The following is a 16,052-nucleotide window of genomic DNA, read 5'->3' as shown; positions in this document are numbered from 1 at the left end:
GCATCACCTTTCCCTGCCTGCGGGCGGGGCCGGGAGGCGCGCGGCGGCACCACCTGCCTGCGGGTGGGTCCGCGCGGAACGAAGCGGAACGAAATGGCAGGCGACAGGCGTTGGAACGACGGGGGTGCCCATGACGCACGCACAGAGCACACGGGCCGCAGCCGACGCGGCCGCCACGGAGACGGGCGAGCCCGACGACGGCGCGCTCACCGTGTCCACCGCCGGTCTGCCTGCCTGGCTGGACCCCGTGGCCAGGGCGGCACAGACGGTAAAGGCCCAGCAGCTCAGCCGTTTCCTCCCCCCGGAGAACGGCGCAGGCCGTCAGTCCGCCGTCCTGATCCTCTTCGGCGAGGGCGAGCACGGTCCGGAACTGCTTCTGATGGAGCGCTCCGGAACCCTGCGCTCACATGCCGGCCAGCCGTCCTTCCCCGGAGGCTCCCTCGACCCCGAGGACGGCGACCACATGACCACCGGGCCGCTCAGGGCCGCGCTGCGGGAGGCCGAGGAGGAGACCGGACTCGATCCGAGCGGTGTCCAGCTCTTCGGCGTACTGCCCCGTCTCTACATTCCGGTGAGCAGTTTCGTCGTCACGCCTGTCCTCGGCTGGTGGCGGGCGCCCAGCCCGGTCGGGGTCGTCGACCCGGCCGAGACCGCCAGGGTCTTCACCGTCCCAGTGGCGGATCTCACGGATCCGGCCAATCGCGCCACAGCCGTCCATCCGAGCGGGCACCGAGGCCCCGCATTTCTGGTCGAATCCGCACTGGTGTGGGGATTCACAGCCGGTGTGATCGACAGGATTGTGCACTACGCAGGGTGGGAACGCCCCTGGGACAGGACCAGGCAGGTGCCGCTCGACTGGCGCGCATGACAGGCTGACTCCCGTGCTGCGCTGTTCCGGGCCTGGCCCGGACCCCGTCGAACCGGACGGGCCAGGTGACGAATCTGCGAGGCTATAGACGGTGAATGTGCTGGACATCCTGCTGCTCGTCGGCGCCGTGTGGTTCGCGGTCATCGGCTACCGCCAGGGTTTCGTCGTCGGCATCCTGTCCGTGATCGGTTTCCTGGGGGGCGGCCTCGTAGCCGTCTACCTGCTGCCGGTCATCTGGGATCAGGCGACCGACGGGTCGGAAGTCTCCTCCACCGCCGCCATCGTCGCGGTCGTGATCGTGATCGTGTGCGCGTCCGTGGGCCAGGCCTTCACCACGCACCTAGGCAACCGACTCCGCCGATACATCACGTGGTCGCCGGCCCGTGCTCTGGACGCCACGGGCGGTTCCCTGGTCAACGTGGTGGCCATGCTCCTGGTGGCCTGGCTGATCGGCTCCGCGCTGGCGGGTACGTCGCTGCCGACGCTGGGCAAGGAGGTCCGCAGTTCCTCGGTCCTGCTCGGGGTTTCCCGGGTGATGCCCGATCAGGCCTCCAACTGGTTCACGGACTTCTCCTCCGTCCTCGCGCAGAACGGCTTCCCTCAGGTCTTCAGTCCTTTCGCCAACGAGCCCATCACCGAGGTCGACCCCCCGGATCCGGCACTGGCAGGAAGCCCCGTCGCCACCCGTGCCAAGAAGTCCATCGTCAAGGTCGTCGGCATGGCACCTGGCTGCGGCAAGGTCCTCGAAGGGACCGGTTTCGTCTTCTCCGACCGCCGTGTGATGACGAACGCCCACGTGGTCGGCGGAGTCGACGAGCCCACGGTCCAGATCGGCGGCGAGGGCAGGCTGTACGACGCCAAGGTCGTTCTCTACGACTGGCAGCGGGACATCGCCGTACTGGACGTACCGGACCTGGACGCCGAGCCGCTGCGCTTCACCGACACCGATGACGACGCGGGGAGCGGTGACAGCGCCATCGTCGCCGGCTTCCCGGAGAACGGCGCCTACGACGTACGCTCCGCTCGCATCCGGGGCCGCATCGACGCCGACGGCCCGGACATCTACCACCGGGGCACTGTGCGGCGCGACGTGTACTCGCTCTTCGCGACGGTCCGCCAGGGCAACTCCGGTGGCCCGCTGCTCACTCCTGACGGCAAGGTGTACGGAGTGGTGTTCGCCAAGTCGCTCGACGACCCGGACACGGGGTACGCGCTGACGGCCGACGAGATCCGAGAGGACATCGAGCTCGGCAAGTCCACCGCCCAGCAGGTCGACAGCCAGGGCTGCGCCCTCTGAGGGACAGATGCCGACTCGGGCCGGCCGACGACCACGCCCAGCTCTCCTGGGCACCGTGCGTCGTGCCGGCCGGAGCCGAAGGCCCGTAACGACCCGGAGCCGGCCGTGTCATCGGCCGTGGGCAGGCGTATGAGCCGACTGGGGACAGCTACCCGGCCCAAGGACGGAAAGAGAACCTCGGCCCTGTCCAGGAGATCCCGGGACAGGGAGATCCCTGGGTAGGGAGAGATTCCTGGTCAGGGAGGTGGGAAGGCCGTGTTCTGGGCGTGGCGGGGACGGACCATGTCCCCGGCCGTGCCCTGCCGCGCGGTTTGTCCGGGCGGGGGTCGGAGTCCGGCCGGAGATCAGGGGCGCTGCCCCACCGGCTGTCGCGGTACGGATGCCACACCCAGTCCCCGGGCCTCAACGGCCCGGGGCCCTGCGCGTGGTGTGTTGTCCGACGGCCTGTGCGTCACCCGCGGGGGTGGCGCAGGCGCGCGGAGACCCAGCGGGCCCGGCGGTGGAGAATGCGCGGAATGCCCAGCCGGAGATCATGGAAATCGCTCACATCGTGCACCCGGCTCCGGGAGCCGCCCCCCTCGTGAATGCTCGGACCAGCAGGAGCGGTCGAGCGGCGGTTGCGTGCTGCGTCATTGAAGTCGCGCGTCCAGCCCATACCTCGACGTCTGCCCCTGACACAAGGTCGGTAATCGTGCGTGAGTCAGCCAATTGGCTTATGCGGCAGGCAATTGGCTGTTCGTCGGACACCTGTGCCCATCGACTACCGGTCGGGCTCCGGGTCCTTCAGCCAGTTGATGAGTTCGGTCGAGAAGCCGACCGGATCCTCCTCGTGGGGGAAGTGCCCCAGACCGTCGAAAAGTCGCCATCGGTAGGGCGCCTCGACGTACTCGCCGGACCCCGCGGAACTGCGGGTCCGGATCGCCGGGTCGAGCGAGCCGTGGAGATGCAGCGTCGGTACACGCACCGGGCGCTTCATCCGTCGGTTGAACTGGACGCCGTCGGGACGTGCCAGGGAGCGCACCATCCAGCGGTAGGGCTCGATCGAGCAGTGTGCCGTCGACGGGATGCACATCGCGCGCCGGTAGACGTCCACCGTCTCGTCGTCGGGGAAGTCGGAGGTGCGTGGTCCCGACCAGTCACGGATCAGCCGTGCGACCAGAGCGGCGTCGTCGGCCACGAGCTGACGCTCAGGAACCCAGGGCCGCTGAAAGCCCCAGATGTGCGAGCCGGCCCGGGACTGCGCGAAGTCGGAGAGCATCGAGGAACGCCAGCGACGCGGGTGCGGCATCGAGGACACCACGAGCCGCCGGACCAGCTTCGGCCGCATCACGGCCGCCGTCCAGGCGAGGTAGCCGCCCATGTCATGCCCCACGAGTGCCGCGTCCGGCTCGCCCAGCGAGCGGATCACGCCTGTCACGTCGAGCGCCAGATTCGCGGGGTCGTAGCCCCGGGGCGTGCGGTCGCTGCCGCCGACCCCCCGGAGGTCCATCGCGACCGCGCGGTACCCGGCGTCCGCCAGAGCGGTCAGCTGATGGCGCCAGGTCCACCAGAACTGCGGGAAACCGTGCAGCAACAGCACCAGGGGACCGTCGCCGAGCTCGGCGATATGGAAGCGTGCGCCGTTGGCCGCCACATCACGGTGGGTCCACGGCCCGTCGAGGCGGACGGGGCTGCCGGAACCGGAGGTCGGTCCGAGCGGCCCCACCGGGCCGGATGTGAAATCGGGGTCGGTCATGCGGACGAGCGTGTCACAGGGAGGGCCTTGTCCTGGACAGGGCGGTTCTCGATGGCCTTGTCGGCGAGTGTGCTGCCCTGGGCCTGCTCGATCGCGTGCGCGCTGATGACGGGTCGGGGATGCGGCTTGACTCCCTGGAGGACCGCTGCGGTCTGCTTGGCCGAAGCGATGGACTTCTCCGGGGGCTTGACCTTCTTGAACTTGGCGAGCCCGAAGAGGGCGAGCAGGACTCCCAGCAGAATGAACGCACCGCCGACGATCAGGAACGACCAGGCGAGCCCGAGCCCCAGATTGTGGATCCCGTAGGCCGCGGCGAAGCTCAGCACCGGGATCGCGAACAGGATCAGTACACCCGTGACGATGAACGCCACGCTGCCGATCACACCGCGCTTGACGTCCTGACGCACCTCGGCCTTGGCCAGGGCGATCTCGTCGTGCACCAGCGCGGACATCTCAGCGGTCGCCGAAGCGAACAGTTGTCCGAGACTACGGTCGGTGCTGCCCGCGTAGTTGCCGGGGTCGCTCATCCCTGACTCCCTCTCCTCTTCCGTACATCCGATGTCAGATCATGCCGGACTGTCCGGCTTGCTGCTCGCTGCCCCCGCCCGTTCGGCAAGGCGCCGGTGCTCGGCTGCCTTCCTCTCGTGGATCGCGGCCATGCGCAGGTGGTACTCCGGGTCGTCCTGCTCGTAGACGTCGGGCACTCCTGATTCGTCCGCGTCGAGTTCCTCGGCCTCGTACAGCGTCCTGTATCTGCGTACCCGCAGTTTGAGCAGTACACCGGAGAGTACGGCGGCAATGAGGGAACCGATGAGGACTGCCGCCTTGACGTCGTTGATCATGCTCTCGTCGCCCGTGAAGGCGAGCTCCCCGATGAGCAGCGAAACGGTGAAGCCGATACCGGCCAGCGTGGCCACGGCGAAGACATCTGCCCAGGCCAGATCCTTGTTCAGTTCGGCTCTGGTGAAGCGGGTGACGAGCCAGGCGCCGCCGAAGATGCCGACCGTCTTGCCCACGACCAGACCGAGTACCACCCCGAGCGTTTCGGGCCGGGTGAAGACGCCGGCCAGGGCATCGCCCTTGAGGGTGACACCGGCCGAGAACAGGGCGAACAACGGAACCGCGACACCCGCCGACAGCGGGCGGACCAGGTGCTCGATGTGCTCACCAGGGGACCGCTCCTCTCCTTCGCGCCTGGTGCAGCGCAGCATGAGCCCCATGGCCACGCCGGCGATTGTGGCGTGCACGCCGCTGTTGTACATCAGCCCCCAGACGACCAGGGCGAGCGGCAGATAGACGTACCACCCCCGCACTCCGGTTCGCAGCAGCACGTAGAACACGACCAGGCCGGCGAAGGCGCCGCCGAGCGCCAGGAAGTCGATGTTCTCGGTGAAGAAGACGGCGATGATGAGGATCGCGAACAGGTCGTCGACAACAGCGAGCGTCAGCAGGAAGGCGCGTAGCGCCGCCGGCAGCGAGGTTCCGATGACCGCGAGAACCGCGAGCGCGAACGCGATGTCGGTGGCGGTGGGGACGGCCCAGCCGGCGAGGGACCCTCCACCCAGCAGAGCGGTCAGCGTGTAGACGACCGCGGGGACCGCCATACCGCAGAGCGCCGCGGCGACGGGCAGAGCTGCGGCCCGGGAGTCACGGAGTTCGCCGGCGACCAGCTCGCGTTTGAGTTCGACGCCCGCTACGAAGAAGAAGACGGCGAGCAGTCCGTCGGCTGCCCAGTGGGACACCGAGAGGTGTAGCCCCAGGGCCTCGGGCCCGAAGTGGAAACGGCTGACGGACGCGTAGGACGAGCCGAAGGAGTTCGCCCAGATCAGCGCGGTAACGGCCGCGACGAGCAGAATGACCCCGCCGACGGTCTCGGTACGCAGGGCCTCGGCGACGTAGTTGCGCTCGGGGAGGGGAAGCCGGCCGAGCAGAGTACGGCGGTCGGAAGGGGGGACGGGCGGGGTCACGGGGGAGACCTCCGGGTGGGTTGCGGCAGTGGTGGCATGGCGAATACACATGCCGACCAGACTTCCCGGCGCCCCTGTGGAGTTCTTCTATGCGGTTGTTTGCCGGGTACTCGTGCTTACGCTAGGCGTGTAGGTCATGGTCCTGACGTCCCCGCCTACCGAACTGCCACTCTACCTGGGGTATCGGAACCGTATCCGGATCCCGTGCCCACACCCCGGAAGCGAGCCCCGGCACCCGTTCGGCGCTGCACTGCCTCCGGCGGCCCGAAGGGGGCACCCGGGTGGCTTCCGGTGTGCGCTTCGAGGACGAAGGAGCAGGAACGGACCTCACACCAACCCCGGCTGTTGCCGAGGCCTTGGCCCGTCCCTGCCCCTCCTTGGTCGTTCTGGTCGCTCCTGTGCCGCCCTCAGTCCTCGGAAGAAGCGGAGGGCAGCTGCGTCTGGATGAGAGCCATGACCGAGGAGTCCGTGAGCGTGGTGACGTCTCCCAGCTCGCGGTTCTCGGCCACATCGCGCAGCAGGCGGCGCATGATCTTGCCGGACCTGGTCTTCGGCAGCTCCGCCACCGGCAGCACGCGCTTGGGCTTCGCGATCGGCCCCAGAGTGGTGCCGACGTGATTGCGCAGCTCGGCGACGAGCTCGTCGGAAGCGGTGGCCGTGCCACGCAGGATCACGAAGGCGACGATGGCCTGACCGGTCGTCTCGTCATTGGCGCCGACCACGGCGGCCTCCGCCACCGACGGATGGGAGACGAGGGCGGACTCGACCTCGGTGGTCGAGATGTTGTGCCCGGACACGAGCATGACGTCGTCGACCCGGCCCAGCAGCCAGACGTCGCCGTCCTCGTCCTTCTTGGCACCGTCACCGGCGAAGTACTTGCCCTCGAAGCGTGACCAGTAGGTGTCGATGAAGCGCTGGTCATCACCCCAGATGGTGCGGAGCATCGACGGCCACGGCTCGGTCAGGACGAGATAGCCGCCCCCGCCGTTCGGTACTTCGCGTGCCTCGTCGTCGACGACAGTGGCGGAAATACCGGGCAGCGCCCGCTGGGCCGAACCAGGCTTGGTCGTCGTGACGCCGGGAAGCGGAGAAATCATCATGGCGCCGGTCTCGGTCTGCCACCAGGTGTCCACGATCGGGCAGGTGTCGGCGCCGATGTGCTTGCGATACCAGATCCAGGCCTCGGGGTTGATCGGCTCACCGACCGAACCGAGGACACGCAGCGAGGACAGATCGAACTTGGCGGGGATGTCGTCCCCCCACTTCATGAACGTACGGATCGCTGTCGGTGCCGTGTAGAGGATCGTGACCCCGTACTTCTGGACGATCTCCCAGAAGCGCCCCTGGTGGGGTGTGTCGGGCGTGCCCTCATACATGACCTGGGTCGCGCCGTTGGCCAGCGGGCCGTAGACGATGTACGAGTGTCCGGTCACCCAGCCGATGTCGGCGGTGCACCAGTACACATCGGTCTCGGGCTTGAGGTCGAAGACCGCGTGGTGGGTGTACGCCGCCTGGGTCAGGTAACCCCCGGAGGTGTGCAGGATCCCCTTCGGCTTACCCGTGGTGCCCGACGTGTAGAGAATGAAGAGCGGCTGCTCCGCGTCGAAGGCCTCGGGCGTGTGGTCGGCCGACTGCCTGCTGGTGATCTCGTGCCACCAGACGTCGCGGCCCTCGGACCATGCGGTGTCCTGCCCGGTGCGCCGGACCACCAGGACGTGCTGGACGCTGTCGATGCGGGAGACGGCGTCGTCCACGGCGGGCTTGAGCGCCGAGGGCTTGCCGCGGCGGTAGCCGCCGTCGGCGGTGATGACCACCTTGGCGTCGGCGTCCTGGATGCGGGCGGCAATGGCGTCCGCGGAGAAGCCGCCGAAGACCACCGAGTGCGCCGCGCCGATGCGGGCGCAGGCCAGCATCGCTACGGCAGCCTCCGGGATCATCGGCAGGTAGACGGCGACCCGGTCCCCTTTGCCGACGCCGAGCTCGGTGAGGGCGTTGGCCGCGCGGGAGACTTCGTCCTTCAGCTCCGCGTAGGTGATCGCGCGGCTGTCGCCGGGCTCACCTTCGAAATGGATCGCGACCCGGTCACCGTTGCCGGCCTCGACATGCCGGTCCACGCAGTTGTACGCCACGTTGAGCTCACCGTCCGCGAACCACTTCGCGAAGGGCGGGTTGCTCCAGTCGAGCGTCTCGGTCGGCTCCGTGGCCCAGGTCAGGCGGCGGGCCTGCTCGGCCCAGAAGCCCAGCCTGTCCGCCTCGGCCTGCTCGTACGCCTCCACTGTGACGTTGGCGTTCGCGGCCAGATCGGCAGGCGGTGCGAACCGCCGCTCCTCCTTGAGCAGATTGGCCAGACTTTCGTTGCTCACGACATCTCCCATTCCCAGGGTGTCCGTTGTGTCCCGGAGGACAGCTCATCAGGCCGCGGGCCAGGTGACAAGTGTCTGCCGGGAATTGGTTTAGACCTGTGTCTCGCTGTAGGGAGCCACGTGTCCCGCTTCCGCAAGCAGCGCTGTGCGTTGCGAAAGCGGGACCACAAGGTCTCACGGACCGGGTATGTGAGTGGTTCAGGTGCCGACTGTCGTACCGGGGGCTGTGAGCAGTGGATCGGTATCGGGCTCCGCACCCCATACGGCGCCGGGGGCGACCCGCACGAAGACCTCGTCGGGCCCGGTACCGGTACTGGCACCCTCGGTCAGCAGGTAGGCCTGCGCCTCACCGACGTGGAAGTACATGCCATGCAGCTGGAGGGTGCCTGCAGACAGTCGGCGGGCCACCGATTCGTGCCCCCGCAGGTGCTCCAACTGCTGCACCACATTGGTCAGACAGAGCTGCTCCACAGCGTCGGTGGGAAGCCTGCCGGCGATACGCGCCCAGGAGTGGTGACGGGAACGCATACGTTCCAAGCTCGGCAGTCCATGCCGCAACCAGCGCCACAGAGGTGTCCGGGGTGCCTCGGGGGCGACCCCCAGCAGGGCCTGCATGGCTCCGCATCCGGAGTGCCCGCACACGGTGATGGACTCCACCTCCAGCACATCCACCGCGTACTCGATTGCGGCAGCCACGGAATCGTCGTTGCTCGCCGCGTCCCCGGTGCCCGGTGGCGGCACCAGATTGCCGACGTTCCGCACGGTGAAGAGGTCACCCGGGCCGCTGGCGGTGATCATGCTGGTGACCAGGCGGGAGTCGGCACAGGTGAGGAACAGCTGTGAAGGACGCTGCCCCTCGGCGGCCAGCCGTGCCAGCTCCTCACGGACCAGGGGGGCGGTGGTCCGCTGGAATGAGCTGAGGCCGCTGAGCAGTCGATGGGCGCCGCCCCGGTGACCCGGGGAACGTCCAGGGACTGCGGCCGAGGACGTCTTCGAGAGGTCGTCCGGGGCAGGGAGGGGGGTGGCCGGTGGGGTGTCCTCCAGACGGTCGTGGCAGTGATGGTTGCGCCATGGTGTCCAGGGGCGGCAACACGAGTGCGCGGTGGACGCAGGCTCGGCGATCCGGCCACCGGAGCGTCCGGTGAACTCGATCTGGGCTCCCAACGCCGTCTGCGCCGTGTACCAGTCCTGGATGGTCTCGTACGCCGCGTGGTCCATGAAAGAGCCGTCCAGCTCGACCACGGCGTGCACCCCTTGTGGCAGTCGCCCGAGCAACCGGCTGAGACGCGGTACGGCAAGAAACGTCAGCTGGCCGCGGGCTGCCACCAGGTAGCGGCCGTCCTGCTCCGTCACGGTGATCCGTGTGCGCGCCAGGCGGTGCAGGGCGACGGCCACTGCCACGACGATGCCGATCGCCACGCCTTCGAGCACCCCGGCGGCAATCACACCGCTGATCGTCGCGCCGTACACCAGGAATTCCCGATGCCTGTGGACCTTGCGGATGTGGGCGAAACTGACCATCTGGATGCCCACCACCATCACCAGGGCGGCCAGCGCGGCCAGCGGGATCAACTCCAGGGCTGTGACCAGCAGGAGGGCCGCGAGCAGGACCCAGACCCCGTGCAGCACGGTGGAGGCGCGGCTCTCCGCACCCGCCCGCACGTTCGCCGAACTGCGCACGGCGCCACCGGACACGGCGAGCCCTCCGGCCAGCCCTGACACCGCGTTGGCGACACCCTGGGCCCGCAACTCCCGGTCGAGATCCGATCGCTTGACGGGCGCCGGCGGTGTCGGACCGTTTCCGTCCTTGGACAGGGCCGTGGACCGGTCTGCGGCCAGCTTGTCCACGGAGACCGCGGCCAGCAGGGATTCGAGGCTGGCCACGAGCATGACCGTGAATACCGCCGTTGCCAGCGCGGCCACCGGGCCGTGTGGCAGCTCAGGCAGTGCGTGCGAGTGCCATGACGGAAGGTCCACCCGGGTGATGCCGGGGGTCGCCAGGGCTGCTACAGCCGTTGCGATGACCACTGAGGCGAGCGCGGCGGGAACTCTGCCCAGCGCTGCTCCGAGCTGTCCCGGCAGGCGTGGCCACGCGACGAGAAGAAGGATCGTCAGAGCTCCGATGAAGGGGGCCGCCGGATCGAACTGGGCCAGGTGGGAGGGAAGTGACAGGACGTTGTCGAGAGCCGAGCTCTGTGGGGCCCCGCCGAGCACGATGTGCAGCTGGGCGAGGGCGATGGCCACACCGATGCCGGCGAGTGTGCCGTGCACGATGGCCGGGCTGACGGCAAGGGCGCTGCGGGCCGCTCTCAGGGAGCCGAGCAGGATCTGCAGCAGCCCCGCGCCGACGGTGATCGCGCACGTGGTGCGCCAGCCGTAGATCTGGATCAACTCTGCTGTGACCACGGTCAGACCGGCGGACGGGCCACTGACTTGAAGGGGTGTACCGCCCAGCAGCCCGGCGACGATGCCACCGATCGCCGCCGAGACAAGGCCCGCAGCCAGGGGGGCGTCCATGGCGACGGCGAGCCCGAGCGACATGGGAACGGCGATGAGGAAAACGGTGATGGAAGCGGACAGATCCGCGCCCGAGACGCGGAAGCGGCCGCCGCGAAGCGGTGGTGGCGGACTGTGGGGACGCTTGAATCCAGAGGCCCGGGAAGGGCTTGAACTGCAGGTCGAGTGATCGTTGCGGGTAGGGGCGCAGGCAGACATGTTCCCGTCTCCTCCGGGGCAGCGCGGTCGCGGTATGTGAGTGACGGCGGCCGTGGGTCACGGCGTGCAGCGGTGGGGCACAGCGGCGGGATTTCTCAACTCTCCGTAAATGAATAGTAATGGAGAGTAAAGAATGAAGTCCATGTTTTCGAGCAAATGGCCCAATTGCTCACTCTTTCAAGTGAATAAGCAGTTTTTCGACCGTCTTGTCATACAAATCCCGGCAGTGCTGTGTGTGAGGTTGACCGCGCCGTGTCAGCACTTCAACGCACGAATCCTGCAAGGAAGAGGGTGGACGGATGATGGCCGCCACTAAGCGGATCGCCCTGGGTGCCGTGGTCACGGCGCTGATCGCCGGCTTGGCCGGCTGCTCGGGCGCCACCGGGACTGCACCTGGAACCGGGAAGACGTCGGGCCCCGGCGCGGAGGGCAACTCTCCGGCAGCCGCGCCGAAGGGGGCGGTCAACCTCATCGGCGACGGGTCCACCGCCTTCACGGGAGCCCAGCCGAAACTCCCCCGGGTCAAGCGCCTCAAGGCCGGCCAGAAGCCCCCGCAGTTCGTGGTGTTCTCGTGGGACGGGGCCGGAGAGGATAGCCAGAAGCTGTTCTCCCATTTCCGCTCGGTCGCGAAGAAGTACGACGCCCGGATGACGTACTTCCTCAGTGGCGTGTACCTCTTGCCGGAGGAGAAGAAGGGGCTCTACGACCCGCCCCAGCATTCGGTGGGCCGTTCCGACATCGGGTTCAACGATGCCGAGGGAATTCGTCACACGCTGACGGAGCTGCGTGCCGCATGGCTGGACGGCAATGAGATCGGCACTCACTTCAACGGGCACTTCTGCGGGCCGGACGGGGGCGTCGGTACCTGGTCGGTCGACGAGTGGAAGAGCGAGATCAGCCAGGCGAAGGCGTTCGTGAAGAGCTGGAAGACCAACGTCCCGGGCCTGAAGGGCGAAGCGCCGTTGCCCTTCGACTACGAGAAGGAGCTGATCGGCGCCCGCACCCCGTGCCTGGAGGGGCAGAAGAACATGGTCGCAGCGGCGCGGACCATGGGATTCCGCTATGACTCCAGTGGCGTCGGCAACCAGGTCTGGCCTGCGAAGAAGGAAGGGCTCTGGGACCTCCCCCTGCAGCTCGTCCCTGTACCGGGGCGAGCGTTCGAGACGCTCTCGATGGACTACAACTTCATGTTCAACCAGTCCGGGACGACGCAGGGCGACCCGGGCAAGCACGAGTACTGGGGCAATCAGATGCGCGACGGCCTGCTTCAGGGATTCGATCGCGCCTACAACGGGAACCGCGCTCCACTGATCATCGGCAACCACTTCGAATCCTGGAACGGCGGCACGTACATGCGTGCGATCGAAGAGACGATCAAGACGGTGTGCACCAAGCAGGATGTGCAGTGTGTCTCCTTCCGCCAGCTTGCCGACTGGCTGGATGCCCAGGACCCGGCAACGCTCGCCAAACTCGGGACGCTGAAGGTGGGTCAGGCGCCCGAGCCGGGCTGGGCCGCGTTCCTTGCGGGCACGGCTCCGGGCAAGGCTGCCGGCAGTCCCGTGCCTGCCAGGCCGGCTGATCAGCCGGCAGGCAAGGGATCCGGCGGGAGCGCGGACTAGGGATCACATCGCCGACGCTCCAGCCGATTCAGACCGGCTGGCGGGCGCCCGTTTCCGCGCGGTGCTCATGCAGGACGAAGGCGGGGTCGACCTGGGCGGCCAGGTCGGCTCCCGTCTTCTCGTTGCCCCAGCTCTCCGCGTTCTTCAGATGGAAGTGCACCATCTGACGTGTGTAGCGCTCCCAGTCGCGCAGCTCGTAGGAGTCCTCCGCCGCGTTCTGCAGGGCCTGCAGCGCCATCCTGTTGTCCGCCTCCAGCAGGTCGAACGGGGCCGGCCGGCCTTTCTCCATGGTCCGGACCCAGTCGGACTGGCCGACACCGACCAGCAGGTCGTCACCGACCTCGGAGCGGAGGAAGTCGAGGTCGTCCTCCCCCTGCACCTTGTTGCCCACCACTCGCAGAGCGATACCGAAGTCCCGCGCGTACTCCTTGTACTGGCGGTATACCGAGACGCCCTTCCTGGTCGGTTCGGCGACCAGGAACGTCATGTCGAAGCGGGTGAACATTCCTGATGCGAACGAATCCGAGCCCGCCGTCATGTCGACCACCACATACTCGTCCGGGCCGTCGACCAGATGATTGAGGCAGAGCTCTACCGCCCCGACCTTCGAGTGGTAGCAGGCGACGCCGAGATCGGACTCGGTGAACGGGCCGGTGGCCATCAGGCGGATTTCTCCGTCGTCGAGACGCACCGTGCGGGCGCAGGCGTCGTAGACAGGGTTGTCCTCACGGACGCGCAGAAGCCGGGAGCCTTCCCCGGGCGGTGTGGTCTTGATCATTGTTGCGGCGGATGCGATGCGGGGGTTGTTCCCGCGGAGATAGTCCTTGATGAGAGGTAGTTGGGCGCCCATGGCCGGCAGGGCGGCGGCCTCGTCCTCGTCCAGGCCGAGGGCGGCCCCGAGGTGCTGGTTGATGTCGGCGTCCACCGCGACGACATGGGCTTCGTTGGCAGCGAGGTGGCGGATGAAGAGCGAAGACAGCGTGGTCTTGCCGCTGCCGCCCTTCCCTACGAAAGCGATCTTCATGTTCACCTAGGGTAGCGGTGTCATCGCTCAGTGCTGTCAAGGTTCGTGAAGAAGACCACTCCGGGGCGGTATTCGCACTGGGGGCGCGTAGCCTCCCTACTTATGAGTACGACTTCCTCGGACCCGCTTGCCGCCCTGGGTGCCCTGCCGGGGGTCGCCGACGCGGTGGACTCCGTACGCAAGGCTGTGGACCGGGTCTACGGGCATCGGGTCATGCGGCGCCGCAGCAACGAGGTCACTGCGGAGGCGGCCCTTCGAGGGGCCCGCGGTTCGGCGGCGCTCTCGGGGGCCGACTGGAATCTCGAGGAAGTGCGCCGACGCACGGACTTCAGTGGTGAGGGCGAGTCCCGTGCCGTCGGTGCCGCCCTGAGGCTCACGGCGGAAGCCGGGCAGCTGCTCTCCATCTGGCGACAGTCGCCGCTCCGTGTGCTGGCCCGTCTGCACCTGGTCGCGGCAGGCGGCGCAGCGCCCGACGCCATGGTCGGCAGGCCCCGGCTGGCGGGTGAGCCGGTCGATGAGCCGTTGATCGAGGCGCCTGTTCCAGGTGCGGGTGAGGTGTCGGGGAGGTTGGAAGGGCTGTCGGAATTGATCATCGCCGGCAGCTCCGCGCCCGCGCTCGTGATGTCCTCGGTGGTCCACGGTGAATTGCTGGCGCTGCGCCCCTTCGGTTCGCACAACGGCTTGGTCGCCCGGACCGCCGAGCGGATCGTGCTGATCGGCAGTGGACTCGACCCCAAGTCGATCTGCCCTGCCGAAGTCGGGCATGCGGAGCAGGGGCGTGCGGCCTATGTGGCTGCGTTCGAGGGATACCTGACGGGAACGCCGGAAGGGGTGGCCGCCTGGATCGCCCATTGTGGGCGCTCGGTGGAACTGGGAGTCAGGGAGTCCACGGCGGTTTGTGAGGCACTGCAGCGCGGTGCCGCCTAGCAGTGGCGTCGCCCGGGCGTGGCGTGCCAAGCGCTCGGTTCCGCGACAGGTGCGCCCACCTGGGCGTGTTCCTCGAAGTCCGGACGGGCCCCGAAAGGGTTGCGGCGGTACCGGTTCCGGTACCGCCGCTGGCATGTCCGCCCAGTTACCAAGCGTCCTCGATGTTTGCCCATCAGGTCGGGTTCTTTGCCCGTCACCTGGTGCGGCTGGCCCGTAATCGACGGGTCGACGTCGCGTGGGTACTCGGCTTTCATGCTCGGTCCGTGGGGCCTTTGTGTGCGTGAAAGGTAATCCTCTCGGATGTCCCTGGTCTCGCGGGCCGTTGAGTCCTTTGTACTCCAGGATCGATGGGAGCGGAAGGCCTGCCCACACTTCTTTACTTTTATGTTCAAATGCATTCAAGCCGGACATCGGTAACCGGCCTCGGCGAGTGCCCCACTGTCATGCACGGACGGGAGGTCTGTCAGTCGGGCCGGCCTGCCAGGCGGCGAGCGGCGGCGCGGCGACGGCTGGCGTACCAGACCAGCCCGGCTGTTGCCGCGGCCGCACCCAGGGCGGCCGCGGCCGCGAGTGCCGGCCGTGGCGGCATCGAGAATGCGGGTAGGCGCTGCTTGAGCCGGACCGGTCGGTCGAAGACGAGAATCGGCCATTCCCGGAGGGTGGCCTCTCGCCGCAGCGCCCGGTCCGGGTTGACTGCGTGCGGGTGCCCGACCGACTCCAGCATCGGTACGTCGGTGGCGGAGTCGCTGTAGGCGTAGCAGCGCGAGAGGTCGTAGCCCTCCGATTCTGCGAGGGCCTTGATCGCCTCGGCTTTGGTCGGCCCGTAGGCGTAGTACTCGACCTCTCCGGTGAAGCAGCCGTCGTCGCCCACGACCATCCGTGTCGCCACGACCCGGTCGGCACCGAGGAGTTCCCCGATCGGCTCGACGACTTCGGCGCCAGAGGTCGAAACGATGACCACGTCGCGCCCGGCGGTGTGGTGCTCTTCGATGAGAGTGGCCGCCTCGTCGTAGATGATCGGGTCGATCAGGTCGTGCAGGGTTTCGGCGACGAGTTCCTTGACCTGCTGGACGTTCCATCCCTTGCAGAGCGCTGAGAGGTATTCGCGCATCCGCTCCATCTGGTCGTGATCGGCGCCCCCGGCGAGGAACACGAACTGTGTGTACGCGGTGCGCAGTACGGCACGGCGGTTGATCAGCCCGCCTTGGTAGAAGGACTTGCTGAAGGTCAGTGTCGATGACTTCGCAATGACCGTCTTGTCCAGGTCAAAGAAGGCTGCTGTGCGAGGCGAGAAGCAGTTTTCCACAATGGTGAGCATAGGGGCCCGCCATTCGGCGTAAAGTCCGGCGGGTGGGTTTGCCTGAGAAGGCGCTCGGGTACACCATGGAAGTCACGGATCGTTCGCGACCGTGCTAACCCCGGTCCGACTCCTCCCCCCCCCGAGTCGGCCGTGGGGACGACCCCCGCTCTCCCCCCCGGCGGGGGTCGTCGCATGTCCGGATGCATTTTCCGGTCAGAAGGCAAGGCCACTCCCTGT

General features: G+C 67.8%; 12 protein-coding genes. 4 read left to right on the top strand and 8 right to left on the bottom strand.

Annotated elements, in window-relative coordinates:
* Positions 1-130 precede the first annotated feature (130 nt).
* Both HED23_RS33340 and HED23_RS33335 read left to right on the top strand, forming a co-directional pair.
* Positions 131-868, top strand: coding sequence for an NUDIX hydrolase (locus HED23_RS33340; RefSeq protein ID WP_203187032.1), 738 nt, complete (start codon positions 131-133; stop codon positions 866-868).
* A gap of 91 nt (positions 869-959) precedes the next feature.
* On the top strand, positions 960-2,165 hold the full coding sequence (locus HED23_RS33335) for a MarP family serine protease (RefSeq protein ID WP_203187031.1): 1,206 nt from the start codon (positions 960-962) through the stop codon (positions 2,163-2,165).
* A 451-nt stretch (positions 2,166-2,616) separates the two neighbouring features.
* On the opposite strand, the gene HED23_RS35565 is transcribed toward HED23_RS33335, so the two are convergent.
* The 6 genes from HED23_RS35565 to HED23_RS33310 all read right to left on the bottom strand — a co-directional run bounded on the left by HED23_RS35565 (position 2,617) and on the right by HED23_RS33310 (position 10,945).
* Positions 2,617-2,820 carry a hypothetical protein gene (locus HED23_RS35565; protein WP_238442206.1) on the bottom strand — a complete coding sequence of 68 codons (204 nt, stop codon included), beginning with the start codon at positions 2,818-2,820 and terminating at the stop codon, positions 2,617-2,619.
* A 105-nt stretch (positions 2,821-2,925) separates the two neighbouring features.
* Positions 2,926-3,900 carry an alpha/beta fold hydrolase gene (locus HED23_RS33330; RefSeq protein ID WP_203187030.1) on the bottom strand — a complete coding sequence of 325 codons (975 nt, stop codon included), beginning with the start codon at positions 3,898-3,900 and terminating at the stop codon, positions 2,926-2,928.
* A complete protein-coding gene (locus HED23_RS33325; RefSeq protein ID WP_203187029.1) occupies positions 3,897-4,427 on the bottom strand; it encodes a phage holin family protein in 531 nt (176 codons plus the stop codon). Before HED23_RS33325 ends, HED23_RS33330 begins: the two co-directional genes overlap by 4 nt.
* Before the next feature lie 39 nt (positions 4,428-4,466).
* Positions 4,467-5,918, bottom strand: coding sequence for a Na+/H+ antiporter NhaA (gene nhaA / locus HED23_RS33320; RefSeq protein ID WP_238442205.1), 1,452 nt, complete (start codon positions 5,916-5,918; stop codon positions 4,467-4,469).
* A gap of 356 nt (positions 5,919-6,274) precedes the next feature.
* Positions 6,275-8,242 carry an acetate--CoA ligase gene (gene acs / locus HED23_RS33315; RefSeq protein WP_203187027.1) on the bottom strand — a complete coding sequence of 656 codons (1,968 nt, stop codon included), beginning with the start codon at positions 8,240-8,242 and terminating at the stop codon, positions 6,275-6,277.
* A gap of 186 nt (positions 8,243-8,428) precedes the next feature.
* The gene (locus HED23_RS33310; protein ID WP_203187026.1) at positions 8,429-10,945 is read right to left on the bottom strand and encodes a SulP family inorganic anion transporter; all 2,517 of its coding nucleotides are present in this window, start codon (positions 10,943-10,945) and stop codon (positions 8,429-8,431) included.
* Positions 10,946-11,244: 299 nt separating this feature from the next.
* On the opposite strand from HED23_RS33310, the gene HED23_RS33305 reads away from it, so the two are divergent.
* Positions 11,245-12,564, top strand: a complete 1,320-nt coding sequence (locus HED23_RS33305) for a hypothetical protein (protein WP_203187025.1) — start codon at positions 11,245-11,247, stop codon at positions 12,562-12,564.
* A gap of 28 nt (positions 12,565-12,592) precedes the next feature.
* On the opposite strand, the gene HED23_RS33300 is transcribed toward HED23_RS33305, so the two are convergent.
* Complete coding sequence (locus tag HED23_RS33300; protein ID WP_203187024.1) at positions 12,593-13,588, bottom strand: ATP-binding protein; 996 nt, start codon at positions 13,586-13,588, stop codon at positions 12,593-12,595.
* 102 nt (positions 13,589-13,690) lie between these two features.
* Here HED23_RS33300 and HED23_RS33295 point away from each other — a divergent pair, with 102 nt between their 5' ends.
* Positions 13,691-14,515, top strand: coding sequence for an oxidoreductase (locus HED23_RS33295; protein ID WP_203187023.1), 825 nt, complete (start codon positions 13,691-13,693; stop codon positions 14,513-14,515).
* Between the two features lie 463 nt (positions 14,516-14,978).
* Here the strand turns inward: HED23_RS33295 and HED23_RS33290 are convergent, their stop codons facing one another.
* Entirely contained in the window at positions 14,979-15,833 is an 855-nt protein-coding gene (locus HED23_RS33290; RefSeq protein ID WP_203187022.1) for an HAD family hydrolase, read from the bottom strand.
* Positions 15,834-16,052: the final 219 nt, after the last annotated feature.

This window comes from Streptomyces pratensis (assembly GCF_016804005.1).
GTDB lineage: Bacteria > Actinomycetota > Actinomycetes > Streptomycetales > Streptomycetaceae > Streptomyces > Streptomyces pratensis_A.
Note: the sequence above shows the minus strand (reverse complement) of the source record. Positions and strands in the feature narration are given on the sequence as shown.

Bases quoted from the DNA above. Each gene is read 5' to 3' on its own strand.
- HED23_RS33340 (WP_203187032.1), top strand. From the start codon at position 131: ATGACGCACGCACAGAGCACACGGGCCGCAGCCGACGCGGCCGCCACG.
- HED23_RS35565 (WP_238442206.1), bottom strand. From the start codon at position 2,820: ATGGGCTGGACGCGCGACTTCAATGACGCAGCACGCAACCGCCGCTCG.
- HED23_RS33330 (WP_203187030.1), bottom strand. From the start codon at position 3,900: ATGACCGACCCCGATTTCACATCCGGCCCGGTGGGGCCGCTCGGACCG.
- HED23_RS33325 (WP_203187029.1), bottom strand. From the start codon at position 4,427: ATGAGCGACCCCGGCAACTACGCGGGCAGCACCGACCGTAGTCTCGGA.
- nhaA (WP_238442205.1), bottom strand. From the start codon at position 5,918: ATGTGTATTCGCCATGCCACCACTGCCGCAACCCACCCGGAGGTCTCC.
- acs (WP_203187027.1), bottom strand. From the start codon at position 8,242: ATGGGAGATGTCGTGAGCAACGAAAGTCTGGCCAATCTGCTCAAGGAG.
- HED23_RS33310 (WP_203187026.1), bottom strand. From the start codon at position 10,945: ATGTCTGCCTGCGCCCCTACCCGCAACGATCACTCGACCTGCAGTTCA.
- HED23_RS33305 (WP_203187025.1), top strand. From the start codon at position 11,245: ATGATGGCCGCCACTAAGCGGATCGCCCTGGGTGCCGTGGTCACGGCG.
- HED23_RS33300 (WP_203187024.1), bottom strand. From the start codon at position 13,588: ATGAAGATCGCTTTCGTAGGGAAGGGCGGCAGCGGCAAGACCACGCTG.
- HED23_RS33295 (WP_203187023.1), top strand. From the start codon at position 13,691: ATGAGTACGACTTCCTCGGACCCGCTTGCCGCCCTGGGTGCCCTGCCG.
- HED23_RS33290 (WP_203187022.1), bottom strand. From the start codon at position 15,833: ATGCTCACCATTGTGGAAAACTGCTTCTCGCCTCGCACAGCAGCCTTC.